We start from the raw sequence: 25975 nt of genomic DNA on the forward strand, positions 1-25975 counted from the left end.
CTATAACTAGAACAGGGAGGGAAAGCGCCGTCAATTCGGCACGGCCAGATCGAACAAGAAGTCAGTCGAACAACTCGGCCGCGCTAAAGGGCGTGCCATGCTCGTCCTTGGCCGACAGCACGGGCGGGCCGGACAGCGGCCATTCCACGGCCAGCCGGGCGTCGTTCCAGGCGATGCAGCGCTCGTTCCCGGGCGACCAGTAATCGGTGGCCTTGTAGAGCAGTTCGGCCGATTCGGACAGGACCAGGAAGCCATGCGCGAAGCCTTCCGGGATCCACATCTGACGGCAATTCTCGCTGCTGAGCACGGCGCCGGTCCAGCGTCCGAAGCTAACCGAACTGCGCCGCAAATCGACGGCCACGTCGAACACGCTGCCGGCCACGACCCGGATCAGCTTGCCCTGCGGCTTGCCCACCTGGTAATGCAGGCCGCGCAGCACGCCGGCGCCGGATTTCGAGTGGTTGTCCTGTACGAAGGCGACAGGGCGCCCCACGGCTTGCTCGAACTGGTCCTGGCGAAAGCTCTCGTACAGGAAGCCACGGGCGTCGCCGTGCACCTGCGGCTCGAACAACAGGACGTCGGGAATGGAACAGGGGGTAATGCGCATCATGACGCGCATTGTAGTCGATTGCCGGCACGGCCCCGGCAGCGCATGGCCGGGGAGGCTCAGGCCTGCAGCGAGGCGGCGGTGTCGGTTTCGACGCTGGCCAGCGCGACGCTGCGCACCGCGGGACGGGTGGCGCGGCGGCGGCGCGCGCGGGCGGCGCGGGCCATGTACCAGTAGCAGGCCAGATAGAGGGCGAAACTGGCCAGGGTGCCCTGCACCAGCGCTTCCGCGCTTTGCGGGAAGGACACGGCGAACCAGGCCGGCACGGCTGCCAGGAACCAGGAGAACGGCGAGACGCAGGCATTGCGCACTGGCGCGCTGAAGCGGCGGAAATAGCGGCCGGCGACGGCGATCTTCACCAGGCTATGCAGGTGGCAGCTGTCGGGCTGGCCCGGATGGCGGCGGCACCAGAGGCGGCGCACGATGGTGAACAAGGTTTCGAAGGTCGGGTAGGCGCAGGCCAGCAGCGGCGCCCAGCTCGATACCTGCGGATTGCGGTAGACCAGGGTCACCGACAGCCAGGCCAGCAGGAAGCCCAGCAGGTAGGCGCCGCCATCGCCGAGGAACAATTTACCGTACGGGAAATTGACGAGGAAGAAGCCCACCGTGACGGCGCAGACGATGAAGCAGGTGCGCGCCAGTTCGGCGTCGCCGCAATCGAGGGCGATCAGGCCGACGGCCGCAAGGCCGATGACGACGGTACCGCTGGCCAGGCCATTGAAACCGTCGATGATGTTGACGGCATTGGCCACGCCGCCGACGGCGAAGGCCGTGAACAGGACCGACAGCGGCAGCCAGGTCAGCATGGTGTCGAGCAGGCCGATACCGGTATGCGCGATGCTGACGCCGGTCAGGGCCCAGCAGGCCACGCCGCTGGCCATGGTGGCGATCAGGCGTGCGCCGATCGACACGCGGCGGGTGAGGTCTTCGGCGATACCGAACAGGAAAGCGGGTGCGGCGGCGGCCAGCAGAGGGCCCAGCAGGGCCTGCTGGGAAACGGATGAAGCCATGCATGCAAAGATCAATCCCAGCATGATTGCCAGGCCGCCGATGCGGGGCGTTGGCACGCTGTGGAATTTCTGGATGCCGCGCGTGGCGTCGAGCGTGAACCTGCCATGCCAGCGCGTCGTCGCGACCAGCAGCAGCGAACACGCCAGCGAAACCGCCAGGCCGAGTTCCAGAGCAATGATGGTAGGTTCAGTCAAATCCATAAAAGGGGCTTCATTAACCGCCGAATTCTATCGCATTTCTCCGAAGAAAGCAGCAACTCGGCCGCAATTGTGTGCACATGACGGAGAAACAGTGAGAATTCGCGATGTTTTCGTAAGTGCCTGATTTTGCGTGGCGTTTTCGCCCAACTTTTATCAGAATTGATCAACAGCAATAAAAACTCACACAATCTTTCATAATATTTCCCGACATTTTGTTACAAATACTGACGTATTTATGCCACTGGCGACAGCCAATAATTACATCTCGTTACACCTTAATCTGGAGCCGGGAATGTTTTTCTTTCCGCATGTTCAAAATCGTTGCTGGATATTATTGATTTTACTGCTTTATCCGTTGTACGCATCGGCGCAAGCGCTTACCAGGGCCGAGCTCGATGCGGCCAGACAGGCACTCGAATTGCGCATCCTTGAGGCCACGGCCGATGCCGCGCTGGCCCAGCGCGAAGCGGAGATGCGCCAGGCCACGCGCGAAGCCGAGCGCGCCGCCCTGCTGGCGCGCCTGCCGCCGGGCACCAGCCGGCCGCTCGAGGGCAGCATCGAATCGCGCCAGTTCGGCGCGGCCGGCCTGGTGCGCGCCTTCGACCTAGCCCGCAGCCTGGCCGCCGAGGTGTGCGGCGCCCTGCCCCAGGACACGCGCACGGCCGTCTACGATCCGGCCACCAGCGCCGGCATCACGGCCGCGCGCGGCGTCAACGACGCGCTGCTGCGCCTGTCGGACGACCTGGCGCGCCGCAACAAGGACATGCAGGCCTACCTCGATGCGCATACGCCGCCGGGCGCCTTCGGCGGCACGCTGGCGGTCGCGCTGACGGTGGTGCCGAGCGTACTGCGCGCCTCGGCCGACAGCGCTTCCCTGTTCAAGACCGACGTCACGGCCACCGGCCTGGCCTATGGCGAAGGCGCGCGCGCCCTTTTCGTCAGCGCCCTGGCCGAGTCCTGCCCGCAGCGTATTGCGGGCCTGGGCGGCGGCTACCTGGGCGAGCTCGACCCGGTCCAGCACGAACGCCTGCTCGGCAAGCTGCGCGCGCTCGCTACCCATCGCGCCGATTATGCGAACCGGATCGGCATTCTGCAGAAACTCGCCGATGGCGCCAAAGGCGACGAAAAACGCGATATGGCGGCGCTGGCGACGGCGGCCGGCGCGGTATTGAAAGCGGTCGACGCGTTTATCGAATCCTTGCGCGCCGGAGAAAGCGGCGATAAAAGCCCGCTCGCGAATGCCGCCCGCTATCTCGGCTATGCGCAGCGCACCGAAGGCGCGGCGCTGCTCGATTTCGATGTGCGCCTGGAAGGCATGAGCATCGTGAAGGACAATTTGTTTAGCGGACAGAAAATGCGCCTGTCGGCGGTGGCCCTGCTCTGGTATCGGGTGCATGGGCCGGACGGCAGTTTGAAGCTGGCGCGCACGGTGCGGAAAATGGCGCCGCCGCTAGAGGTGGATTTGCGCGGGGATATGGCAAGCGGCGAATTTTGGAATGGGAAATAAAGGAATGCATACGCTGTAACGCGTGGAGTCGGGACTCCACGCTACGATTCGTCGCAATTCGTAGGATGGAGTCCCGACTCCACGCGTTTACACGGCAAGCAATTACAACTTCACGATTTTCTGCTCGATCGCCCCGAATACCGATTTCCCCTTCTCGTCCAGCATCTCGATCCGCACCGTATCGCCAAAGCGCAGGAAAGGCGTACTCGCCTCGCCATCGGCGATCGTCTCGCGATTGCGGACGTCAATAAGGCAGGCGTCGCCCGCCGCCGCCCCGCGCCCGCTCTTTTCCCGGTTCGCCACCGGCCCTGCCCCGATAATGCTGCCGGCGCGCAAACGGCGCGTCTTGCACAGGTGAGCGGCCAGTTGCGGGAAATTGAAGGCCATGTCGGCGCCGGCGTCGGGCTGGCCGATCATGTTGCCGTTCAGGCTGCACTTCAGGCGCAGGTGCAGCTTGCCGCCGCGCCATGCCTCGCCGAGCTCGTCCGGCGTCAGCGCCACCGGAGAGAACGCGGTGGCCGGTTTCGACTGCAGCAGGCCGCCCCTGGCCAGTTCGTCCGGCATCAGGCGGAGCAGGCCGATATCGTTGACGAGCATGAGCAGGCGGATGCGGCCATGCGCCTGGTCCGGCGTCACGCCGGCCGCCAGGTCGTCGAACACGGCCGCCACGCCGGCGCCGAAATCGATGCCCCACTCCTCATGGGCCAGTTGGACGTCGTCGCAGGGACCGAGCAGGTCGCCGGCCGCACCCGGCAGCAGCAACGGCTCTTCCTCCAGCCAGGACGGCGGCTCGGCGCCGCGCGCACGGTAGTCGAGTTCGAGATGGCGCGGCCAGGCCGCTCCGATGGCCCAGCCGTGGGCGCGCGGCAGCGGCGCCATGCAGTGCGCCGGGTCGAAGTCGAAGGCGCGCCGCGCCTGGCCGGCGTTCAGCTGCTCGTACAGGGCGTCGAGCTGGGGCGCGATGAAGGCCCAGTCGTCGAGCGCGGCCTGCAGGGTCGGGGCGATGGCGTCGGCCATGTGCGCGGTTTTCAGGTCGCGCGCGACGACGGCGAGCTGGCCGTCGCGGCTGCCATCCTGGATGCTTGCAAGTTTCATTGGCGGAAGATCAAGATCGAAGCCGCCATTCTAAGTGCTCAGAAGAGGCCGAGCACGCCGAGACCGATCGAACGCTGGAAATAGTTGTAGTCGATCAGGCTTTGCCCATAACCGGCAAAGGCCTGGGCATAGCCCTTCAGGTTGCCGGCCAGCGGGAAGGCCCAGCCCAGCTGCACGGCGCCGCGGCTGGTGTGGAAGTTGTAGCGCAGGTTCGACGAATAGATGTGGCCGTCGCGGCGGTAGGCCAGCGCCAGGTCGCCGCGGCCCATGTAGTCGACGATGTCGGGATTGTCGTCGTCGCTTTCGTTGAGGCGCTTCCAGACGCGGGCGGTGGCCGACAGGCCGCCGTTCTCGACGCCGAGCTGGGCGTACAGGCGGTTCCAGCTGCGCGACAGGTTGCCCGACTGGCCGTTCGACTGGTGGTTCAGGCCGAGGCCGACGTGGCGGAACTGGAAGCCGCCGAGTTCGACGCCGAGCGGCGCGATCGCCATCACTTCGGGCTGGTAGTTCGTCTCGCGGAAAGGGCTGGAGGCCTTGCTGTTGGCCGCCTGCCAGAAACTGTTCTGGGTATAGCCGAACCAGAGGTCGACCGGTTTGCCGAAAGCGCCTTCCATCATCTTCATCTTGAAGCTGAGCTGGTAGGCCAGCTCGCTCTTCGACAGGCTCGCTTCATCGTCGTTGAGGTCGCGGTACGGCAGGTAGGGCGTCTCGTTGGGACGGTAGGAACGCGTGGCGATCAGGTAGCTGGCATGGTGCGGGCGGAATTTGAAGACACCGCGCTGGTAAGGCTGGTCCAGCTCCCAGTGGTCGAGCTGGCTGAATTTGGCGCTGCTCTCGGCCGAGGGCTGGGCGGTCACGACGGCGACCGTCGCCACCTCCGGCGCAGCGCCGGGGGCCGGGTTGACGACGACGGCCGCTTCGGTACGCGGCGCCGGGGTCGCGGCGAGCTTGTCGAAGCAGGCCAGGCGGGCGGTGTTGTCGGTGATGTTGGCGCAGTCGGACAGGACCTTGGGTGTGTCTTGGGCCTGGGCGCTGGCGGCAATGAGCAGAGGGAGGAGCAGGAGGGGGCGATAGGAATGCGGCATCTTGGAGCAGGAGTCGGTTGCGAAAAGGCGCCTGTCGCGTCCGACTGCACATGCGCGCGCCGACCACGATCTGACGCGAGTCAATACGCATATTGCAAGAAAACCGGCTTTGAGGTCGCACGCGACGCCTGCCATTGTTCGTATGCCGTAAACGCGTGGAGTCGGGACTCCACCCTACGTATACCGTTGTTCGTAGGGGTCATTGAGGCCAATGGTCTCAATGACGGGTTCACCGGAGTCCTGACTCCACGCGTTTGAAACCGTCGAACAGCTGTCTGCGCTAGCCCTGCGTCGGCACCAAGAGATCCAGCTGCGCCTGCTCCAGGAAACACCACTCCCCTTCCTTCAAGCCCAGTGACTCCAGCGTCAACCCGCCAATCGCCGACCGGTGCAGCGCACTGCAATGATTCCCCGCAGCCGCCAGCATGCGCTTGACCTGGTGATACTTCCCCTGCTCCAGCACGATCTCGATGCCGTTCTCGCCGCGCTGCACGCAGGACACCGCACGCAGCGGCGCCGGTTCGTCGTGCAGCTGCACGCCGTCCAGCAACTGCTGCACCAGCTCCGGCGTCACCGGCTCGGCGGTGGTCGCCTGATAAACCTTGGGCACGTGACGCTTGGGCGAGGACTGGGCGTGGATGAAAGGGCCGTCGTCCGACATCAGCAGCAGCCCCGTGGTGTCGTGGTCGAGGCGGCCGACCGGCTGCACGTCGCGCCAGGCGAACTGTTCCGGCAGCAGGGTCAGCACGCCGGGATGGTGGCTGGGTTTGCGCGAACACTCGAAATTGGCCGGCTTGTACAGCGCGATGTAGACGTACTCGCGGTAGACCCATTCCTCGTCGAAGACGGTCAGGACCAGGCCCTCGGTGTCCACGGTCAGTTTGTAGTTGTCGACAATCTCGCCATTCACGGCGACGTCGCCGTCCTCGATCAGGGCGCGGCAATACTTGCGGGTACCGAAACCCTGCGATTGCAGGATGCGGTCCAGGGATAATTTACTCATGGGCGAGACTTTAACAGAAGGAACGAGACTTCCACCAGCCACGCGCCGGCGACAAAGCTGCTGCTGTTCTGTTTCCCCACGGATCGAAACCTTGCGCTCGTTTGCGCTAGATCAATCGTAGCGGGAGATCCATTGATAGACTTCAACTCCATTAGGAATCGGCCTACAGCGGGTCCGGATTTGATGAGGAATCGCTAGGATTAATTACTGGACAAGAAGAGGACAACATGCAAGCACTCAAGACCACGATCGATGCCGCCCTGCCGACCGTCGCGCCCTCGTCGCTGCGGGCTGCACGCCTGGCGCTGGCGCGCTCGCAGTGCGCCCAGTTTCCAACCCGCCTGGCGCTGGCGCGCTGGACCAGCGGCGGCAACCTGCCCTACCTGCGCGGCAAGGGCAATCCACCCCTGCGCGCCGCCTGGTTTGCCCGGGCGCAGCGCGATTTCCAGGCCTGGCTCGAGAGCGGTGGTTTCGTGCAGCATGAAGACAAGGACGACAACGCGGCCTGAAAATGAAAACGACGGCTTGCGCCGTCGTTTTCGCTCCCAAGAGGAACTGTTACAGTGAGGAATTGAATTCTCTCGAAACCGCACGCATGCGGGGTAGTAGTGTCACCAGATTTTAACGATTGCGAACAGGTTGGCACGTGTTATTAATCGCCCCTCCTGGAAAGAACTACAAGTCTCACTATAGTCCATCTTACGGAACATTCAAGAAGATATTGAGCAAGATCAGTTCATTTCAGTTTAGCTTCGGGAGGGTGACGCGCGACATGGCCTTCATCGCGCCCTCGCCCACCGAGGCACCAAATTTCTTCAGAACACGTTCCGGCAAGCCTTCGTGCGCCGTGTAGTCGACGATGTCCTCGGCCTTGACGATGTCGCGCGCGACCGTGTCGACCGTGCCGAAGCCATCCGCCAGGCCCATCTCGACGGCCTTGGCGCCGGTCCAGTACAGGCCCGAGAACATCTCCGGCGTTTCCTTCAGGCGCGTGCCGCGGCCGGTGCGCACGACCGTGATGAATTGCTGGTGGATTTCGTTCAGCATTTCCTGGGCATGGGCTCGGTGTTTTTCCGACTGCGGGCTGAACGGGTCGAGAAAACCCTTGTTGGCGCCGGCCGTCAGCAGGCGCCGCTCGACGCCCAGCTTTTCCATGGTGCCGGTGAAACCGAAGCTATCCATCAGCACGCCGACCGAACCGACGATGCTCGCCTTGTTGACGTAGATGCGGTCGGCCGCGGCGGCGATGTAGTAGCCGCCCGAGGCACAGATCTCGTCGACGACGACGTACAGGGGTTTATCGGGATAGCCGCGCTTGAGGCGCCGGATTTCGTCGACGATGATGCCTGCCTGCACCGGGCTGCCGCCGGGACTGTCGATGCGCAGCACCACCGCGGCGGAGCCGGCGTCGGCAAAGGCCTTGTTCAGCGAAGGGATGACATTGTCGGCCGCGCCGCTGCCTTCTGCTTCGATCTCGCCGTTAATTTCGATTAAGGCGGTGTGACGTCCGAGGTTTTCGTCGTCTCCACCGCCCAGGCTGAGGTCGAAGTAGGTCCACAAGCCGACCACGATCACGGCCAGGAAAGCCAGGCGGAAGAAAATGCTCCAGCGCCGCGCCGCGCGCCGCTCCTTGATGGTGGCGAACACCAGCTTTTCGAGCGTCTCGCGCTCCCAGTTGCCCGCCGTGGGGTTGGCATGGAACCGGTCTTCGCCTTCGCCCTCGTTCTTGATGTTATCGCTCATGACGGTGTTTTCAGTCCCGTGAAGTAAAAGTTTGCTCGCTCAGTGATCGGCCGCCGGCGTGACGCGTTCGTCCGGCTGCCAGTACACCTTGCCGTCGGCTTCGCGCACGCCGATCGGACGCAGCTTGCCGCCACGGCAGGGGCCGCCCGCGCAGACGCCGGTTTCCGGCCGGTAGACGGCGCCGTGGGTCGCGCACATCAGGTATTCGCCGCTGGACTCGAAGAACTGGCCTTGCACCCAGTCCAGCTCGATCGGCACGTGGGCGCAGCGGTTCAGGTAAGCATAGGCCTTGCCGTGGTAGCGGACGGCGAAGCCGGTGGCGGCCTCGCCAAACATGGTCACCGGAAAGCGCACGCCCTCCCCGCCGTCGACCAGTGCTTCCGAGTCGCAGATCAGCACCTCGTCCATGGACGTCATGCGTATTCGGCCAGCCAGGCGTGCAGCTCGACCGCGGTCTTGGCCGAATACAGGGGACGGCAGGCCTGCAACTGGTCGACCGGATGGGCGCCGTACTCGACGGCGATGCCGGCCGCGCCCGCGTTCTTTGCCATCAGCAAGTCGTGGGTGGTGTCGCCGATCATGACGGTGCGGCGCATGTCCTGGCCCAGTTCGCGCGTCAGTTCCTGCAGCATGGCGGGATGCGGCTTCGAGAAAGTTTCGTCAGCGCAGCGGGTGGCGTCGAACATCGACAGCAGCCCGGCGGAATTGAGCGCCCGGTTCAGGCCGACCCGGCTCTTGCCGGTAGCGACCGCCAGGAAGTAGCCTTGCTGCGAAAGTTCGGTCAACATCTCGCGAACGCCCTTGAACAGCACCAGTTCGTGGTCTTTCGTCAGGAAATGGTAACGGTAGCGCTCGACCATGCGCGGGTACAGGCCAGGGGCCATGTCGGGCACCGCGGCCTGCATCGCCTCGGGCAGGGCCAGGCCGATGACGTGGGAAGCGGCCTCGTCGCTCGGGACCGGCAAGCCGACGTCGCGGGCGGCCGCCTGGATGCACTTGACGATGGCGACCGTGCTGTCCATCAGCGTACCGTCCCAGTCGAACACGATCAGATCAAATTGCTTTCTTGGCATGTCTCCCGGCCCTCGCCGGCTCCTTAAGTCCGGACGGATCGATTCCGTCCCCAAACGACACGCACCCGTCTCGTGGACGGGCGCCGTCGTCATCCATTCGTTGCTTGCCCTAAGCTTAACAAGAAACGGTCACATTCCGCTGGCAAGGGTGCCTGCAGGGTCATCGGCTTGCCCGTTTCCGGATGCGTAAACGTGATTTTATAGGCGTGCAGGAACATCCGGCGCAGGGCGCCGCGTTGTTCGTCGGCCTTCTGCAGCTGCTTGTTCAATGCGAAATCGCCGTACTTCTCGTCACCGAGGATGGGAAAGCCCGACGATGCCAGATGAACGCGGATCTGGTGGGTGCGTCCCGTTTTCAGTTCCGCTTCCAGCAAAGCAAAACCTTCCCATTTGCGCAGCAGGTTGAAAATCGTGTGCGATTCCATCCCGCCCGCCTGCACCACCACGCGGCGTTCGCCGTCCGGCGTTGAAAACTTATGCAGCGGCAATTTCACGTGCTGGCGCTTATTCACCCAGTCGCCGGCCACGGCAGCCAGGTAGCGTTTATCCGTATGGCCGTCGCGCATTTGCTCGTGCAAATTGGTGAGCGCCGAACGTTTTTTCGCCAGCAGCAGCAAGCCCGAGGTTTCGCGGTCGAGGCGGTGCACCAGTTCCAGGAATTTCGCGTCCGGCCGCGCCGCGCGCAATTGCTCGATCACGCCGTACGACACGCCCGAACCGCCATGCACGGCCACGCCGGCCGGCTTGTCGATCACGAGCAGGTGGTTATCCTCGTACACGACCTTGAATTCGGCGCCAGGTACCGGCGCGGTGCTGGTCTTTTCGGCGATACGGATCGGCGGAATGCGCACCAGGTCGCCCGCCGCCAGCCGGTAGAGCTGGTCGATGCGGCCCTTGTTGACCCGGACTTCGCCGGAACGCAGGATGCGGTAGATGTGGCTTTTCGGAACGCCCTTGCACACGCGCAGCAGGTAATTATCGATGCGCTGTCCGGCTTCTTCTTCGGTAATGGTGACGAAACTCGCTGCTAATGCCTGTGATGAAGGGGGAACAACATCGTTTTGCATCTTCATGTGGCCTGTCTTCCCAGAAATTCTCTCTAAGTCCTTCATTTTGAATATATAATCGACAGGCGGCGGTCAAACCTCTGCTGGTGTAAGAATTAAAACGATATTTTACACAGGGGCGCGCTCCATCGGCCCCGCAGGCATGCAAATTCGATGGAAAAAACGTGTACGCACATTTCTGCGTGGATCAGGGTTGCACCGCAGTTGTAATCGGATCGCGCGCAGAAGTGCCGGATTGGATTGTTTGGAACTGTAAGGATAAGTACCGGAAAGCCCGGTTCGCCGAGCTCGCCGGTTGATGGTGTCGATAACGCTTGTCGTTTCGCCGGCCGTTGCAAGCGTCATCCTGCAGGCTTCCGGGACAAGGCTGATTACATCGCCTGTCATCGAAGTCCAGGTTGGTATGCTGTAAACGGTCTGGCTGGTTTTGCGCGCATTGCCCCCACCCTGTCGTGCCCCTCGGGATGAGCGGCCCAGGTACGGCGTGCCCTCGGCATGACGATCGACCCCATGCGCCCTGTTGCGGCAGCGAGCTTTACGCCTCGCTTTGCCGCACGCCCGGGCATACACCCCCTCCAGCTCTCCCCTCCCGCGTATGTCCCTGTAGTTACGCCGCCCTGGCAAGGCGGCATGGAACGGCCCACGGGTCGCGGAGTTTATAAAAATGAAACGTATGTTGTTTAACGCTACGCAGCAAGAGGAGCTGCGCGTAGCGATCGTCGATGGCCAGAAACTGATCGACATCGATATCGAAACGGCCGGACGCGAACAGCGCAAGTCGAATATCTACAAGGGTGTCATCACCCGCATCGAACCCTCCCTCGAAGCTTGCTTCGTCAGCTACGGCGAAGACCGCCACGGTTTCCTCCCCTTCAAAGAAGTTGCCCGCTCTTATTTCCGTGACGGCGTCGACGTGCGTAACGCGACCATCAAGGAAGCCCTGCGCGAAGGCCAGGAAATCATGGTGCAGGTCGAGAAAGAGGAACGCGGCAACAAGGGCGCCGCCCTCACCTCCTTCATCTCGCTGGCCGGCCGCTACCTGGTCCTGATGCCCAACAACCCGCGCGGCGGCGGCGTGTCGCGCCGTGTCGAAGGCGAAGAACGCCAGGAACTGCGCGAAACGATGGACAAGCTAGACCTGCCGCAAGGCATGTCGGTGATTGCCCGCACTGCCGGCATCGGCCGCAACGTCGAAGAACTGCAGTGGGACCTGAATTACCTGATGCAACTCTGGCGCGCGATCGAAGGCGCCGGCAAGTCGGCTTCGGGCGCCTTCCTGATCTACCAGGAAAGCTCGCTCGTCATCCGCGCCATCCGCGACTACTTCCAGCCTGACATCGGCGAAGTCCTGATCGACACCGACGAGATCTTCGAACAGGCCCAGCAGTTCATGAGCCACGTGATGCCCGACATGGCGCACCGCGTGAAACGCTACAGCGACGACGTGCCGCTGTTCTCGCGCTTCCAGATCGAACACCAGATCGAAACCGCCTACGCGCGCACCGTGCCGCTGCCATCGGGCGGCGCGATCGTCATCGACCACACCGAAGCCCTGGTCTCCATCGACGTCAACTCGGCACGCGCCACGCGCGGCTCGGACATCGAGACCACCGCCTTCAATACCAACTGCGAAGCGGCCGACGAAGTGGCGCGCCAGCTGCGCCTGCGCGACCTGGGCGGCCTGATCGTCATCGACTTCATCGACATGGAAGTCGCGAAAAACCAGCGCGAAGTCGAAACCCGCCTGAAGGATGCCCTGCACCATGACCGTGCACGCGTGCAGATGGGCAAGATCTCGCGCTTCGGCCTGATGGAACTGTCGCGCCAGCGCCTGCGTCCGTCGCTGTCCGAAGGCTCGCACGTGACCTGCCCGCGCTGCTCGGGCACCGGCCACATCCGCGATACCGAATCCTCGGCCCTGCAAGTCCTGCGCATCATCCAGGAAGAGGCGATGAAGGAAAACTCGGCCACGATCCACGTGCAAGTGCCGGTGGATGTTGCCGCCTTCCTGCTGAACGAAAAGCGCGGCGAAGTCCTCAAGATCGAGAACCGCCACCGCATCACCGTGATCCTGGTGCCGAACAAACACCTCGACACCCCGCACTACAAGCTCGAGCGCATCAAGCACGACGATCCGCGCCTCGAAGACGCCGCCGCCAGCTACACGCTGGCCGAGACGGCCGAAACCGACATGGCCTACAGCAAGCGCCAGAAGGAAGAAGCCAAGCCGCGCCAGGAAGCCGTCGTCAAGACCATCACCCCGGCCCAGCCGGCGCCGGTGGTCGACCGCAGCGAAGCAGCGAAGCCTGCAAAACCGGTCGAAGTGCCTGTCGCCCCTGCTCCGGCACCGGCGCCGACCGGCTTCTTCGCCAAGGTACGCGCCTTCTTCATGGGTTCGCCTGCCCCAATCGCACCGGCGCCTGTCGTGGCCGAGCCGGTCAAGCCGGCCGCTCCGGCAGCAGCCGAGCGTGGCGAGCGCAATGGCCGTGGCCAGCGCAGCCGCAATGGTCGTAATGAGGGCCGCAACGAGGGCCGAGGCAAGTCCGAGCGCCAGCGCGAAGAGCGCGACCTGACGGCCAAAGCCGCCGACGAGAGCGCGAAGCCGGTCGAGAGCGAAGGCAAGCCGGCACGTCCACCGCGTCCGCCACGCGAGCCGCGTGCTCCGCGCGAGGCACGCGAAACGACCGAAGCGGCCGCACCACGCGCCGAGCGTGGCGAGCGCGCCGAGCGTCCGGAACGCGCACCGCGCCAGCCGCGCGAACGCGCCGAACGTCAGCCATCCGGCCAGCAGCCGGTCGAGACCAAGCTGGACGAAGTGAACGTCGTCGCCATCCCGACGCCTGAATCCGAACTGTCGACCACCACGCCGCACGGCGACCAGCTCGAGCACGCCGTCAAGGCCGTGACCAGCACCGGTCCGGAAGAAGCGGATGCCGAAGGCGGCGACGAGCCGCGCCGCCGCCGCCGCCGCGGTGGCCGCAACCGCAACCGCCGCGACCGCGACGGCAGCGAAGTCGAGGCAGGCGAGCACGCCGAACAGGAAGGCACGCCGGCCTTCATGCCGGTTGCCGACGAGGAAGCCGCCAAGGTCGCCGCCGAGAAGACCGGCCGTGGCCGCGGCCGCGGACGTGGCGAACGCCAGCAGGCTGCCGAACAGGCGCCATGGCCGTTCCCGACCGCCGCATCGGTCGCCGCGGCGCAAGCCAAGGCTGCGCCGGCTCCAGCCGCGCAAAGCGCAGCGCCAGCACCAGTGCAGGCTGCCGGCGTGCCGGCGCCGACGAACCAGACCTGGTTCTTCCCGACCGCTGCGACGATGACTGTGGCCCAGCCGAAGCCGGCCGCCAAGCCGGTCCAGGCAGCGCCGGCCCCGGTGGCTGCACCGGCACCAGCGCCGGCACCAGTGGTGGCTGAAGCACCCGTTGCCGACGTGCCCGCAGCGCCGGTCGCTCCGGTGGCTGCCCCGGCACCGGCACCGGCCCCAGTGCCTGCTCCGGCTGCGCAAGCGGCCGCCGCGCCGGCCAGCGCCGACCTGAGCGACGTGCTCGGCGCCGCCGGCCTGACGCTGGCCTCGACCGATCCGGAAAAGCTGCGCGCAGCCCAGGAAGCGGCCGCCCAGGCAGCCGCCCCGGTGCGCGTCGGCCGTGCCCGCAAGCCGGCGCCAAAGCTGGTCGACGAGCCGCTGATCCAGGTCGACACGCGCCAGTAATACGGCCGCGTCGCCAGGAAAAAGGGAAGCCGCGTGCTTCCCTTTTTTTATGGCCGCGCTTGACGCGGGCGCCGGCTTTCTCGCAGGGCGCCTGTGCGGCAGCTGGCCTCGTGCTATCGTATCGGCATGTCCGAAAAAATCATCATGCTGCACGACCTGCGCGCACCGGCGCTGGCGGTTCCGGCAGCACCCGTGGCGCCCGGCGGTGTACTGGTCGATGCCTTGTCGCGCCCCTTGCACGACCTGCGCATTTCCGTCACCGACCGCTGCAATTTCCGCTGCGTGTACTGCATGCCGAAAGAAGTGTTCGGCAAGGATTACCCTTACCTGCCGCACGGCGAGCTGCTCTCCTTCGAGGAAATCACGCGCGTGGCGCGCATCTTCATCGCCCACGGCGTCGAGAAGCTGCGCCTGACTGGCGGCGAGCCGCTGCTGCGCAAGAACCTGGAGCACCTGGTCGCCATGCTGCGCGCCCTGCCGACGCCGTCTGGCCGCCCGCTCGACCTGACCCTCACTACCAACGGCTCGGTGCTGGCGAGAAAAGCGCGGGCCCTGAAGGACGCCGGCCTGGACCGCGTCACGGTCTCGCTCGACGCGCTCGACGACGCCGTTTTCAAGCGCATGAACGATGTCGACTTCGCGGTGTCCGACGTGCTGGCCGGGATCGATGCGGCGCATGCCGTGGGCCTGGGGCCGGTGAAGGTCAACATGGTCGTCAAGCGCGGCAGCAACGACGACCAGATCGTGCCGATGGCGCGTCACTTCAAAGGCTCGCCGACGATCCTGCGCTTTATCGAGTACATGGACGTGGGCGCCTCCAACGGCTGGAACATGGACGAAGTCGTGCCGTCGGGCGAAGTGGTGCGCCGCATCTCGGCCGAGCTGCCGCTGGCGCCGCTCGCGGCCAACTACGCCGGCGAGACGGCCGCGCGCTGGCGCTACCTGGACGGCGGCGGCGAGGTCGGCGTCATCTCCAGCGTCACCGGGGCCTTCTGCAAGGATTGCAGCCGCATGCGCCTGTCGACCGAGGGCAAGCTCTACACCTGCCTGTTCGCCACCCGCGGCCATGACCTGCGCGCCCTGCTGCGTGCCGGCCACGACGATCTCGCCATCGGCGGCGCGATTGCCCAGCTGTGGCGCGGGCGTACGGATCGCTATTCCGAAACGCGCACGGCGGATACGCCGAGTCTGGAGCGCGGCGCGCGCAAAGTCGAAATGTCCTACATTGGTGGGTAAAACAACAATGACACAACAAGCATCGATCAGCGGGCTGGTCCTCGCCGGCGGACGCGGCACGCGCATGGGCCAGGTGGACAAGGGCCTGCAGCCTTTCCGCGGCAAGACCATGGCCGCGCACGTCCTCGAGCGCCTTGGCTCCCAGGTGACGCAGGTCGCCATCAACGCCAACCAGAATCTCGACACCTACGCCGCGCTCGGCGTGCCGGTCTGGCCGGACGACCTGCCCGGCTTCATGGGCCCGCTGGCCGGCATGGCGACGGGTATGCGCCACTGCCAAACCGAATACCTGCTCACCGCGCCCTGCGACTCGCCCTTCCTGCCGCCGGACCTGGCATCCAGGCTGCTGGACGCGCTGCGCGCGCAGGATGCCGACCTTGCCTTTGCCGCGACCCGGGAGCCGGGACAGCGCGTGCAGCCGCATCCGGTGTTCTGCCTGGTGAAGGCGTCGCTGCTGCCGGTGCTGTCTTCGTATCTGGCTGAGGGCGGACGCCGCATGGACGGCTGGTACAAGGATCTGAAGGCGATCGAAGTCCTGTTCGAGGACGCGGACGCCTTCCGCAACATCAACACGCTCGACGAGCTGCACAGCCTCGACACGGTGCGTGCGCCGCGCCTGGCGGACGTGACCAGCTGCCTTTCGGCCTACGATCCGGACGCGCTGCCGGTGAGGGATGCGCAGCGCATCATCCGCGAATTCGTTCAACCGGTGCAGGCGGTCGAGCAGGTCGCGCTGCGCGCCGCCCTGGGCCGCGTGCTGGCGCGCGACATCGTCTCGCCGATCAACGTGCCGGCGCACGACAACTCGGCGATGGATGGCTACGCGCTGCGCGGCAGCGATCTGCCTGCCGAGGGCCAGGTGCGTCTTGCAGTCGTCGGCACCGTGTACGCTGGCAAGCCGGATGCGCGCGTGCCGGGTCCGGGCGAATGCGTGCGCATCATGACGGGCGGCGTCATGCCCGAGGGCTGCGACAGTGTGATCCCGCAGGAATTCGTGGCGCAGGAGTCTAGCGATGCAATCGTCATCGCGGCGGGCGTGATCAAGCCCGGCGACAACCGCCGTTTCGCCGGCGAAGATTTGAAGGCCGGCAGCGCGGCCCTCAAGGCCGGCAAGGTGATCCGTCCGGCCGACCTCGGCCTGGTCGCCTCGCTCGGCATCGCCGAGGTGCCGGTGCGCCGCCGCCTGCGCGTCGCCTTCTTCTCGACCGGCGACGAGCTGCGCTCGATCGGCCAGCCGCTCGACGAAGGCAGCGTCTACGACAGCAACCGCTACACCATCTACGGCATGCTGCAGCGCCTCGGCTGCGACATCATCGACATGGGCATCGTGCGCGACGACCCGGCCGCGCTGGAAGCGGCGCTGCGCAGCGCCTGCGAAAACGCCGACGCCATCATCACCTCGGGCGGCGTCTCGGTCGGCGCGGCCGACTACACCAAGCAGATCATGGCGCGCCTGGGCGACGTCACCTTCTGGAAGATCGGCATGCGTCCCGGGCGGCCGCTGGCGTTTGGCCGCATTCAGTCGAACGGCAGCAACGCCTTCCTGTTCGGCCTGCCCGGCAATCCGGTGGCGGTGATGGTCTCGTTCTACTTCTTCGCGCGCGAGGCCCTGCTGCGCATGATGGGAGCCGCTGCACCGCTACCGCTGCTGCGCGCGCGCTCGGTTGGCGCGATCCGCAAGAAGCCGGGGCGGACCGAATACCAGCGCGGGATTCTGGCGGTTGGCAAAGACGGTGCGCCGCAGGTGCGGATCACGGGTTCGCAAGGCTCGGGCATCTTGCGCTCGATGTCGGAAGCGAATTGCATGGTGGTGCTGCATGATGAGCAGGGCAGCGTGGCAGCCGGTGACATGGTCGATGTGCTGATGTTCGAAGGGCTGGTGTAATCGGGTTATGCTGATCGGAGGGACGTAAGGTGGGCGGGTCTCCCGCCCACGCGTTCACGATCACATGCTCATCCACGATGCCCCTCGTTGACCGGCCTCACGTTCTCCGCATGCTCGATACATCGCGGCGCGCTCGTGCATTACGATCACGCGATGCCCCGCTACCGCCGCGCCCTCACCGGCTCCACTTACTTCTTCACGCTGATTGCCTACCGCCGCCGCCCTATCCTGTGCGACGAGGCGATCCTCTCCGCACTACGCGATGCCATCATCGCGGTCCGTTCGCGTCGCCCGTTCACGATCGACGCCTGGGTCCAACTCCCCGATCACTTGCACTGCATCTGGACACTGCCGCCGGACGACCACGATTTCGCACGGCGCTGGTCTGAAATCAAGCACCACGTTTCCTACCGCTGTCGCCATTTATACGATGATGTCCCCGTCACACGCAGCATGAAGCGGCAGCGTGCAGCGGCGATCTGGCAACGCCGGTTCTGGGAACACCAGATCAGGGACGAGCGCGACTTCTGCGCGCATATGGATTACGTTCACATCAATGCGGTGAAGCACGGGCATGCCGAGCATGCGTCCTTGTGGCCGCATTCGAGTTTTGCGCGGTGCGTGCGGGATGGGATGTATCCGGCGGATTGGGGCGGGCCGGTCGATGAATTGAAGTTGGAGTGGGATTAGTCGCGGGTGAACGCGTGGGCGGGGGACCCGCCCACCTTACGGGTCGGTGCACAGTCGCCGACAGGATTGACGTTGACGATTATTCCTCGCGGTCGGCTTCTGGCCCTAACATCAGCTGCGCGGCTTCGCTTGGAAGCGCCTCTACTGACTTGAGTTTGCGCGCCATTTGCCGGCTGCGCACCTCGGCACTCTCGATATTCTTGGCCGCCTTCTCCAGCGTCAGCTTGGTCGCCGCCAGCACGTCGCCGAACTTGCCGAACTCGGTTTTGACCGCACCCAGCACCTGCCACACCTCCGACGAGCGCTTTTCAAGCGCCAGGGTGCGGAAGCCCATTTGCAGGCTGTTGAGCAGCGCCGTCAGGGTCGAGGGGCCGGCGATGGTGACGCGCAGGGTGCGCTGGAGTTCGTCAGCCAGGCCCGGGCGGCGCATGACCTCAGCGTACAGCCCTTCGGTCGGCAGGAACAGGATCGCGAAATCCGTCGTCTGCGGCGGCGACACGTATTTTTCGCAGATGGTCTTGGCTTCAAGGCGCACCGCGCGTTCGAGCTCGGCGCCGTAGCGCGCCACGCCCTCGGCGTCGGCGCGGTCCTGGGATTCGACCAGGCGCTCGTACTGCTCTTTCGGGAACTTGGCGTCGATCGGCAGCCACAGCGGCGCGCCGCCGTCGACCACGCCCGGCAGCTTGATCGCAAATTCCACGCGCGCATTGGTGCCCGCCACCGTTTCGACGTTCTTCGCGTACTGGTCGACGGTGAGCACCTGCTCGAGCAGCATCTCGAGCTGGACTTCGCCCCAGGTGCCGCGCGTCTTCACGTTGGTCAGCACGCGCTTCAAATCGCCCACGCCGATGGCCAGCTGCTGCATCTCTCCCAGGCCCTGGTGCACCTTTTCCAGCCGCTCGGAGACCTGGCGGAAGGATTCGGTGAGCCTCGTTTCCAGCGTCGTGTGCAGCTTCTCGTCGACGGTCTGGCGCATCTCTTCCAGGCGCTTCGCATTGTCGGCCTGCAGGTCGCGGATCTTGTGTTCGAGCGTGGCGCGCACTTCCAGCATGCGCTGGGCGTTCGATTCGGTGAGGTTACTGAGCGTCTGCTGCAGCGTGTCGGCGAAGCGCTTCAGCGAGCGCGCCTGCTCTTCGCGTCCGCCGGCCGCGTGCAGCTGCATCTGCTGGCGCATGCTGTCGAGCTGCTGCACGGTCGCGCCCTGGTGCTGCATCATGTGCCCGGCCAGTTCCTGGCGCGTGGCCTGGGCGCTGTGCTGGAGTTCCTGGCGCAGTTCGCGCTCGAGGCGCTCGAAAGCGTGCGCGCTGCCGTCGCTGCGTCCGCGCATGAGCAGCAGCACCTGCAGGGCGATCACGGCCACCAGGCCCGCCAGCAAGACGATTTCAAAAGTGGACATCAGTCGGCCTTGTTGCGCATCCAGTCGGCGGTCTGGTAGAAGGATTGCATCAGGCGCATGCGCAGGTCTTCCTCGATGCCGATGTCTTCCATCGCCCAGCCCATGGCGCGCAGCCACTGGTCACGTTCGCTGGTACCGATCCCGAAGGGCAGGTGGCGCGCGCGCAGGCGCGGGTGGCCGTAGCGCTCGATGAAGAGGTCGGGGCCGCCCATCCAGCCGGACAGGAACATGAAGAGCTTTTCGCGCGAACTGTCATTCGGCTTCGGGTGCAGGGCGTGGATGCCGGCGAATTCAGGCTCCAGCTCCATCAGGTCATAAAAGCGGTCGACCAGTTCGCGCAGGCGCGCTTCGCCGCCGATGATTTCGTACAGGGTTTGGTTCTCGGACATGGCGTCATGATAGCGTGGCGCGCTGTCCGAGACCAGAGTCCGTGGCTTATCCGGCCTCCCGCAGCGTCTGCAGCGGCGGCTGGCGCAACACACTGCGCAGCCCCAGCCAGCCGCCGACCAGCGCGCACACGGCGCCGACCACGACCCCGGCCAGCCACACGCCCGGCTCGAAGGTCCACGGGAACTTGAACTGGTACGTGGCCAGCGCCCAGCCCAGCAGCGCCGCGCCCGACGCCGCCAGCAATCCCGCCAGTCCGCCGACCAGCACGAACTCGATGCGCTGCGCCTGCGCCAGCTGGCTGCGCGTCGCCCCCAGCGCCCGCAACAGTCCCGCTTCGCGCGTGCGCTCGGAGGTCGATCCCATCAGCGCCGCGTACAGCACCAGCACGCCCGAGGCCAGCGTGAACAGGAACAGGAATTCAACGGCGACGACCACCTGGTCGACCACTTCCTGCACCTGGCGGATGATGCCGCTGACGTCGATCACGGTAAGGTTCGGATAAGCCCGCGCCAGCGTATTGGCCAGCTGCGCGCCCTGTTGCGGCAGGTGGAAGGCCGTCATATAGGTCGCCGGCGCGTTCGCCATCGCCGCCGGATTGATGATGACGAAGAAGTTGGCGCGCATCGAGCCCCATTCCAGCTTGCGCAGGCTTGTGATCTTCGCATCGACGACGATGCCGGCCATGTCGAAGCGCATGACGTCGCCCAATTTGAGGCCCAGCGTCTTGGCGATGCCCTGCTCTACCGAGGCCTCCGAGACGCCCGGCGCATCCGCATACCACTTGCCGGCAACGATGTCGTTGCCCTCCGGGGCGCGCGTCATGGTGGACAGGTTGAATTCGCGGTTCGCTAGGCGCTGCGCGTTGTCGGTCGCGTAGGTCGTGGGGGTGATCGCCTTGCCGTTCACGGCGGTCAGGCGGCCGCGGATCATCGGATACAGCACGGGCTGGTCGACGCCGGCGGCGGCGATGCGGCGCGTCACGTCCTCCTTCTGGTCGGGCAGGACGTTGATGATGAAGCGGTTCGGCGCGTTCTCCGGCGTGGCGCGCTGCCAGGCCGCGACCAGGTCGCCGCGCACCACGGTCAGCAGCAGAAGCGCCATCAGGCCGAGCGCCAGCGATACCACCTGCACGATGGTGGCGCCCGGACGGCGCTGCAGCGAGGTGATCGCGAAGCGCCAGCCCTGGTGCTGTGAGACGCCGCGCAGCCGGCGCAATCCTTTCAAGGCGAGCCAGGCGACCAGCGCGAACACCGCGAAGCCGCCAAGGAAACCACCCGCCGTCAGCAGGGCCAGTTTCGGATCGCCCGCCTGCCACAGCAGCAGCAGGACGAACACGCCGATGCCCAGGCCATAGGTGGCCAGCGCCATCGGCTGCGGCGCGGCCTGCTCGCGCCGGATCACGCGGTTGTGCGGCACGTTGCGCAACTGAAGGACGGGCGGCAGTGCGAAGCCAACCAGCAGCAGCATGCCGGTCGCAATGCCCTGCAGGGCGGGTAACGGCGAGACCGGCGGCAGATCAGCCGGCAGCAGCGTGCCGATCAATTTGAGCAGCACGAAGTGGGCGCCGAAGCCGACCAGTACGCCGATGATGCTGCCCGCCAGGCCCACGATGGCGAACTCGATCAGGTACATCATGCCGACGCCGTTTTGCGTCATGCCGAGGCAGCGCAGCATGGCGCAGGCGTCCAGGTGGCGCTGCATGAAGCGGCGCGCCGCCATCGCCACGGCCACCGCGGCGAGCATCGCAGACAACAGGCCGACCAGGGACAGGAAGCGGTCGGCACGGTCGAGCGTGGCCTGCATTTCGGGGCGGCCATTCTCGATCGACTCGATGCGCACGCCCTTGACGTTGTCCTGCGCGATGCGTGCGCGCAGCCAGGCTTCGAAATCGCGTATCCGGGACAGATCGTTGTTCGAGGGCGCGGCCACCAGCAGTTTATAAGTCACGCGCGCAAAATCGTCGACCAGGCCGGTGGACTTCAAGTCGGACAGAGATAACATCACGCGCGGCGCGAAGTTGGCAAACGACGCGCCGCGGTCCGGTTCGGCCGCGACCAGCTGGGCGATGGTGAATGTGCGGTCGCCCACCTGCAATGGGTCGCCGACCTTCACGTTCAAGGCCGGCAGCAGGTTCGCGTCGACCCAGACGGTGCCGGGAACCGGAATCGAACCGGCAGCCGTCCCGCGTGCCGCGCTGGCCTGGTCTGGATCGGTCGTGATGCGCAGGATGCCGCGCAGCGGATAGCCTGCGGAGACAGCCTTGATCGAGGCCAGCTGCGCGCGCGAAGCTTCGCCCTCCCCGCCCTGGGCCATGCTGGGGAAGATGACGGTATCGGCCAGCAGCAGGCCGCGCCGTTTCGCTTCCTCACGCCATACTTGGGGCACCGGATTGTCGGCATTGACCAGCAGGTCGGCGCCCAGCAGCTGGTTGGCGTCGCGCGCCAGTCCCGCGCGCATGCGGTCGACGAAGAAGCCGACCGAAGACAGGGCCGACACGGCGACGATCAGCGCCACCAACAGAAAGCGCAGTTCGCCCGCGCGCCAGTCGCGCGCGGTCATGCGGAGGGACTGGATCAGCATGGGCAACGGCCTTTCAGTGTGCGCCGAAGAAGGTATCGACTTCGGCCAGGAAGGCGCGCTTCTGCTCCGGCCCGAGGAAGGCTGCCTCGAAGGAGTTGCGGGCAAGCTGGCGTGCGTGCGAAGCGTCCAGCGGCAGCGCCTCGAAAGCGGCAACGAAGTTGGCGTTCATGTAGCCGCCAAAATAGGCGGGATCGTCCGAGTTGACGGTCGCGGCCAGGCCCTTGTCGAGCAGGGTGCGCAGGTTGTGCGAACCCATGACGTCGAAGACGCGCAGCTTGATGTTCGACAGCGGGCAGACGGTCAGCGCCATCCGTTCGCGCACCAGGCGCTCGACCAGTTCCGGGCTTTCCAGGCAACGCACGCCATGGTCGATGCGTTCGACGTTCAGGACGTCGAGCGCGCTCTCGATATAGGCGGGCGAGCCCTCTTCGCCCGCATGCGCGACCAGGCGCAGGCCGAGCTGGCGCGCGCGTTCGAACACGCGCGCGAATTTTTCCGGCGGATGGCCGACCTCCGACGAATCCAGGCCGACGCCGATGAACTTGTCGCGGTAGGGCAGCGCTTCGTCGAGCGTGGCCAGGGCCTCTTCCTCGGACAGGTGGCGCAGGAAGCACATGATCAGCGAGGCGCTGATCGGCCCCTCCTGGCAGGCGCGCCAGATGCCGTTGATGACGGTCTCGAAAGGCACGCCGCGCGCGGTATGGGTTTGCGGGTCGAAGAAGATTTCGGCATGGCGCACGTTGTCGGCGGCGGCGCGCTTCAGGTAGGCGGCCGTCATGTCATAGAAGTCCTGCTCGTGCAGCAGCACGCTGGCGCCGGCGTAATAAATGTCGAGAAAAGACTGCAAATCCGTAAAAGCGTAGGCCTGGCGCAACGCTTCGACCGATGGATAGGCTAGCGTGACGCCGTTCCTTTGCGCCAGCGCAAAGATCAGTTCCGGCTCGAGCGAGCCCTCGATATGGATGTGCAATTCGGCCTTCGGCATCTGTTCGATGGTCTGGCGCAGCTGCTCGTTCAGCATGGAATGTTCTCCGTCAAGGCGGTTTTACAGGGCAAGATCGACAAGTGTACCGCATGCCGCCCTACCCTACTTTTCATTGGAAGAGAGCCCGAAAAATAGCGTGTTTGGCGTGCGCCACCGCCCGGCCAGATCGTGCACTATCGGGCCAGGGCTTTCGTCACCCCAGCAGTAAAGACTGCTGGAAATGGCTATACAACATGCATAGAAATGGTGCCGCAGCCGGCTGTTCGAACGCTTTCCGAATGCACGCAGAAATTATTGTTTTTCGCGAATAATCAAGTACTTACACCTGTTACACGCACAAAGACGATACTGCTTTGACTTCGAGAACTAATAGGCACATAATAAATTTCAGAAACATAAAAAGACCCTTCATCCACGGGACACCCGGCCACAAGCCGGTTCAAACAAGAACAATCCGCCTGAGCCGCCGCGCACGTCGCGTCGCTACCAGGACGACCCGCCTAACGGGTGGAACTTCGCGAAGCCGTCGCGAATGGATTTTGGCCATGCCCCCTGGTCGATCCGGCGCGCAGCAGGTCTAACGAAGTATCCGTACAACGCCAAGAAAATACCGGGCTTGGGCAGCGGCATACGCCGTCTGTCGTGACAGTGATCGTTGTTAGCAAACTAAAGGACATGCACATGACCATTTTTGACAACTACGCAGCCCGTTACGAGCGTACCCGCGAAGAAGAATATTCCCTGTCCGAATATCTTGCCCTCTGCAAGAAAGACCCGCTGACCTATGCGAGCGCGCCGGAGCGCATGCTCGCGGCGATCGGCGAGCCGCAGCTCGTCGATACCCGGCTCGATCCGCGCATGTCGCGCATCTTCGCCAACAAGGTCATCAAGATCTACCCCGCCTTCCGCGAGTTCTACGGCATGGAAGAGGTGATCGAGCAAGTCGTCTCCTACTTCCGCCACGCGGCGCAAGGCCTGGAAGAACGCAAGCAGATCCTCTACCTGCTGGGACCGGTGGGCGGTGGCAAGTCGTCGATCGCCGAGAAGCTGAAACACCTGATGGAGCAAGTCCCCTTCTACGCGATCAAGGGTTCGCCCGTGAACGAATCGCCGCTGGGTCTCTTCAACGAGGAAGAGGACGGCGTCATCCTGGAAGAAGACTACGGCATTCCACGCCGCTACCTGCGCTCGATCCCGAGCCCGTGGGCGGTCAAGCGCCTGCACGAGTTCGGCGGTGACATCAACAAGTTCCGCGTCGTCAAGCGCTATCCCTCGATCCTGAAGCAGGTCGCCATCTCCAAGACCGAGCCGGGCGACGAGAACAACCAGGACATTTCCTCGCTGGTCGGCAAGGTCGACATCCGCAAACTCGAGGATTATTCGCAGGACGATCCGGACGCCTACAGCTACTCCGGCGGCCTGTGCCTGGCGAACCAGGGCCTGATGGAATTCGTCGAGATGTTCAAGGCGCCTATTAAAGTGCTGCACCCGCTCCTGACCGCGACCCAGGAAGGCAACTACAAGGGCACCGAAGGCTTCGGCGCGATTCCCTTCGAAGGCATCATCCTGGCGCACTCGAACGAGTCGGAGTGGAAGAGCTTCCGCAACAACCGCAACAACGAGGCTTTCCTCGACCGGATCTACATCGTGAAGGTGCCTTACTGCCTGCGCATTTCCGACGAGATCAAGATCTACGATAAGTTGATCCGCAACTCCTCGCTCGAGAAGGCACCTTGCGCGCCGGGCACCCTGCGCATGATGGCGCAGTTCGCGATCCTGTCGCGCCTGAAGGATCCGGAGAACTCGAGCGTCTATTCGAAGATGCTGGTCTACGACGGCGAGAATCTGAAGGACACCGATCCGAAGGCCAAGTCGCTGCACGAATACGTCGACTATGCCGGCGTGGACGAAGGCATGAATGGCCTGTCGACGCGCTTTGCCTTCAAGATCCTGTCCAAGGTCTTCAACTTCGACAATACCGAAGTGGCCGCCAACCCGGTGCACCTGCTCTATGTACTCGAGCAGCAGATCGAGCGCGAGCAGTTCCCGCCGGAACTCGAGCAGCGCTACCACTCCTATATCAAGGAGCACCTGGCCCAGCGCTACGTCGACTTCATCGGCAAGGAAATCCAGACCGCCTACCTGGAGAGCTATTCGGAATACGGCCAGAACATCTTCGACCGCTACGTCACCTTCGCCGACTTCTGGATCCAGGACCAGGAATTCCGCGATCCGGATACCGGCGAAAGTTTTGATCGCGAATCGCTCAACGCCGAGCTGGAAAAGATCGAGAAGCCGGCCGGGATTTCGAACCCGAAGGATTTCCGCAACGAGATCGTCAACTTCGGCTTGCGCGCCCGCGCGACCAACGGCGGCAAGAACCCGGCCTGGACCAGCTACGAAAAGTTCCGCACCGTGATCGAGAAAAAAATGTTCTCGAATACGGAGGAACTTCTGCCAGTCATTTCGTTCAATGCCAAAGCAAGTGCGGAGGATGCGACCAAGCACGCCGACTTCGTCAACCGTATGGTCGAGAAAGGCTATACGGCCAAGCAGGTACGGCTCCTGTGCGAATGGTATCTGCGTGTGAGGAAGTCGTCGTAAGAAGAAGTCGGCGATGCAGGGCAGCGGTTGCCCGCTGCCCGCCTCTGACGCATATTTGACACCCCTGCCAGGCGTGCGCACCCCGCTTATGCACGCTGCGTATTAAGATAGG

The 25975-nt window shown here is 64.6% G+C and carries 20 protein-coding genes; 7 read left to right on the plus strand and 13 right to left on the minus strand.

All coding sequences use genetic code 11. The features are described from left to right. Positions 1–61: 61 nt before the first annotated feature. Both rfbC and ACFPQ5_RS16595 read right to left on the minus strand, forming a co-directional pair. The gene (gene rfbC / locus ACFPQ5_RS16590; protein WP_379760141.1) at positions 62–607 is read right to left on the minus strand and encodes a dTDP-4-dehydrorhamnose 3,5-epimerase; all 546 of its coding nucleotides are present in this window, start codon (positions 605–607) and stop codon (positions 62–64) included. Positions 608–666: 59 nt separating this feature from the next. Next, positions 667–1818, minus strand: coding sequence for an MraY family glycosyltransferase (locus ACFPQ5_RS16595; protein WP_379758011.1), 1152 nt, complete (start codon positions 1816–1818; stop codon positions 667–669). Between the two features lie 418 nt (positions 1819–2236). Between ACFPQ5_RS16595 and ACFPQ5_RS16600 the strand changes: the two genes are divergently transcribed. Further along, a complete protein-coding gene (locus ACFPQ5_RS16600) occupies positions 2237–3325 on the plus strand; it encodes a hypothetical protein (RefSeq protein ID WP_379758014.1) in 1089 nt (362 codons plus the stop codon). A 102-nt stretch (positions 3326–3427) separates the two neighbouring features. Here the strand turns inward: ACFPQ5_RS16600 and ACFPQ5_RS16605 are convergent, their stop codons facing one another. The 3 genes from ACFPQ5_RS16605 to ACFPQ5_RS16615 form a co-directional block, all read right to left on the minus strand. Further along, complete coding sequence (locus ACFPQ5_RS16605) at positions 3428–4420, minus strand: fumarylacetoacetate hydrolase family protein (protein ID WP_379758018.1); 993 nt, start codon at positions 4418–4420, stop codon at positions 3428–3430. 38 nt (positions 4421–4458) lie between these two features. Beyond that, positions 4459–5505, minus strand: a complete 1047-nt coding sequence (locus ACFPQ5_RS16610; RefSeq protein WP_379758021.1) for a phospholipase A — start codon at positions 5503–5505, stop codon at positions 4459–4461. 280 nt (positions 5506–5785) lie between these two features. Further along, entirely contained in the window at positions 5786–6508 is a 723-nt protein-coding gene (locus ACFPQ5_RS16615; RefSeq protein WP_379758024.1) for a pseudouridine synthase, read from the minus strand. Positions 6509–6735: 227 nt separating this feature from the next. Between ACFPQ5_RS16615 and ACFPQ5_RS16620 the strand changes: the two genes are divergently transcribed. After that, positions 6736–7017, plus strand: a complete 282-nt coding sequence (locus ACFPQ5_RS16620) for a hypothetical protein (RefSeq protein WP_379758027.1) — start codon at positions 6736–6738, stop codon at positions 7015–7017. A 232-nt stretch (positions 7018–7249) separates the two neighbouring features. On the opposite strand, the gene ACFPQ5_RS16625 is transcribed toward ACFPQ5_RS16620, so the two are convergent. From ACFPQ5_RS16625 to ACFPQ5_RS16640, 4 genes are all read right to left on the minus strand, one after another. Further along, positions 7250–8251, minus strand: coding sequence for a S49 family peptidase (locus ACFPQ5_RS16625; protein ID WP_379758030.1), 1002 nt, complete (start codon positions 8249–8251; stop codon positions 7250–7252). 39 nt (positions 8252–8290) lie between these two features. Next, positions 8291–8668: a Rieske (2Fe-2S) protein gene (locus tag ACFPQ5_RS16630; RefSeq protein WP_379758033.1), complete on the minus strand. Its 378-nt coding sequence runs from the start codon at positions 8666–8668 to the stop codon at positions 8291–8293. Beyond that, positions 8665–9324: an HAD-IIIA family hydrolase gene (locus ACFPQ5_RS16635; RefSeq protein WP_379758036.1), complete on the minus strand. Its 660-nt coding sequence runs from the start codon at positions 9322–9324 to the stop codon at positions 8665–8667. Before ACFPQ5_RS16635 ends, ACFPQ5_RS16630 begins: the two co-directional genes overlap by 4 nt. 89 nt (positions 9325–9413) lie before the next feature. After that, positions 9414–10397: an RluA family pseudouridine synthase gene (locus ACFPQ5_RS16640; RefSeq protein ID WP_379758039.1), complete on the minus strand. Its 984-nt coding sequence runs from the start codon at positions 10395–10397 to the stop codon at positions 9414–9416. Positions 10398–11055: 658 nt separating this feature from the next. Between ACFPQ5_RS16640 and ACFPQ5_RS16645 the strand changes: the two genes are divergently transcribed. The 4 genes from ACFPQ5_RS16645 to ACFPQ5_RS16660 all read left to right on the plus strand — a co-directional run bounded on the left by ACFPQ5_RS16645 (position 11056) and on the right by ACFPQ5_RS16660 (position 17908). After that, the gene (locus ACFPQ5_RS16645; protein ID WP_379758042.1) at positions 11056–14097 is read left to right on the plus strand and encodes an Rne/Rng family ribonuclease; all 3042 of its coding nucleotides are present in this window, start codon (positions 11056–11058) and stop codon (positions 14095–14097) included. Positions 14098–14223: 126 nt separating this feature from the next. After that, the gene (gene moaA, locus ACFPQ5_RS16650) at positions 14224–15333 is read left to right on the plus strand and encodes a GTP 3',8-cyclase MoaA (RefSeq protein ID WP_379758044.1); all 1110 of its coding nucleotides are present in this window, start codon (positions 14224–14226) and stop codon (positions 15331–15333) included. A 7-nt stretch (positions 15334–15340) separates the two neighbouring features. Further along, the gene (gene moeA, locus ACFPQ5_RS16655; RefSeq protein WP_379758047.1) at positions 15341–17218 is read left to right on the plus strand and encodes a molybdopterin molybdotransferase MoeA; all 1878 of its coding nucleotides are present in this window, start codon (positions 15341–15343) and stop codon (positions 17216–17218) included. Positions 17219–17305: 87 nt separating this feature from the next. Then, complete coding sequence (locus tag ACFPQ5_RS16660; RefSeq protein ID WP_379758050.1) at positions 17306–17908, plus strand: REP-associated tyrosine transposase; 603 nt, start codon at positions 17306–17308, stop codon at positions 17906–17908. A gap of 79 nt (positions 17909–17987) precedes the next feature. Here the strand turns inward: ACFPQ5_RS16660 and ACFPQ5_RS16665 are convergent, their stop codons facing one another. Genes ACFPQ5_RS16665 through ACFPQ5_RS16680 form a run of 4 tightly spaced genes read right to left on the minus strand, consistent with a single transcriptional unit; the run spans position 17988 to position 23295 of the window. Continuing rightward, the gene (locus tag ACFPQ5_RS16665; protein WP_379758053.1) at positions 17988–19304 is read right to left on the minus strand and encodes a DNA recombination protein RmuC; all 1317 of its coding nucleotides are present in this window, start codon (positions 19302–19304) and stop codon (positions 17988–17990) included. Continuing rightward, the gene (locus ACFPQ5_RS16670) at positions 19304–19693 is read right to left on the minus strand and encodes a group II truncated hemoglobin (protein WP_136222508.1); all 390 of its coding nucleotides are present in this window, start codon (positions 19691–19693) and stop codon (positions 19304–19306) included. Before ACFPQ5_RS16670 ends, ACFPQ5_RS16665 begins: the two co-directional genes overlap by 1 nt. A 46-nt stretch (positions 19694–19739) precedes the next feature. Beyond that, complete coding sequence (locus ACFPQ5_RS16675; protein WP_379758056.1) at positions 19740–22274, minus strand: ABC transporter permease; 2535 nt, start codon at positions 22272–22274, stop codon at positions 19740–19742. A gap of 13 nt (positions 22275–22287) precedes the next feature. Continuing rightward, entirely contained in the window at positions 22288–23295 is a 1008-nt protein-coding gene (locus tag ACFPQ5_RS16680) for an adenosine deaminase (protein ID WP_379758059.1), read from the minus strand. 645 nt (positions 23296–23940) lie between these two features. Between ACFPQ5_RS16680 and ACFPQ5_RS16685 the strand changes: the two genes are divergently transcribed. Continuing rightward, complete coding sequence (locus tag ACFPQ5_RS16685; protein ID WP_136219060.1) at positions 23941–25863, plus strand: PrkA family serine protein kinase; 1923 nt, start codon at positions 23941–23943, stop codon at positions 25861–25863. The last annotated feature ends 112 nt before the right edge of the window (positions 25864–25975 follow it).

The organism is Massilia suwonensis (genome assembly GCF_042655665.1).
Classification (GTDB): Bacteria; Pseudomonadota; Gammaproteobacteria; order Burkholderiales; family Burkholderiaceae_D; genus Telluria; species Telluria suwonensis.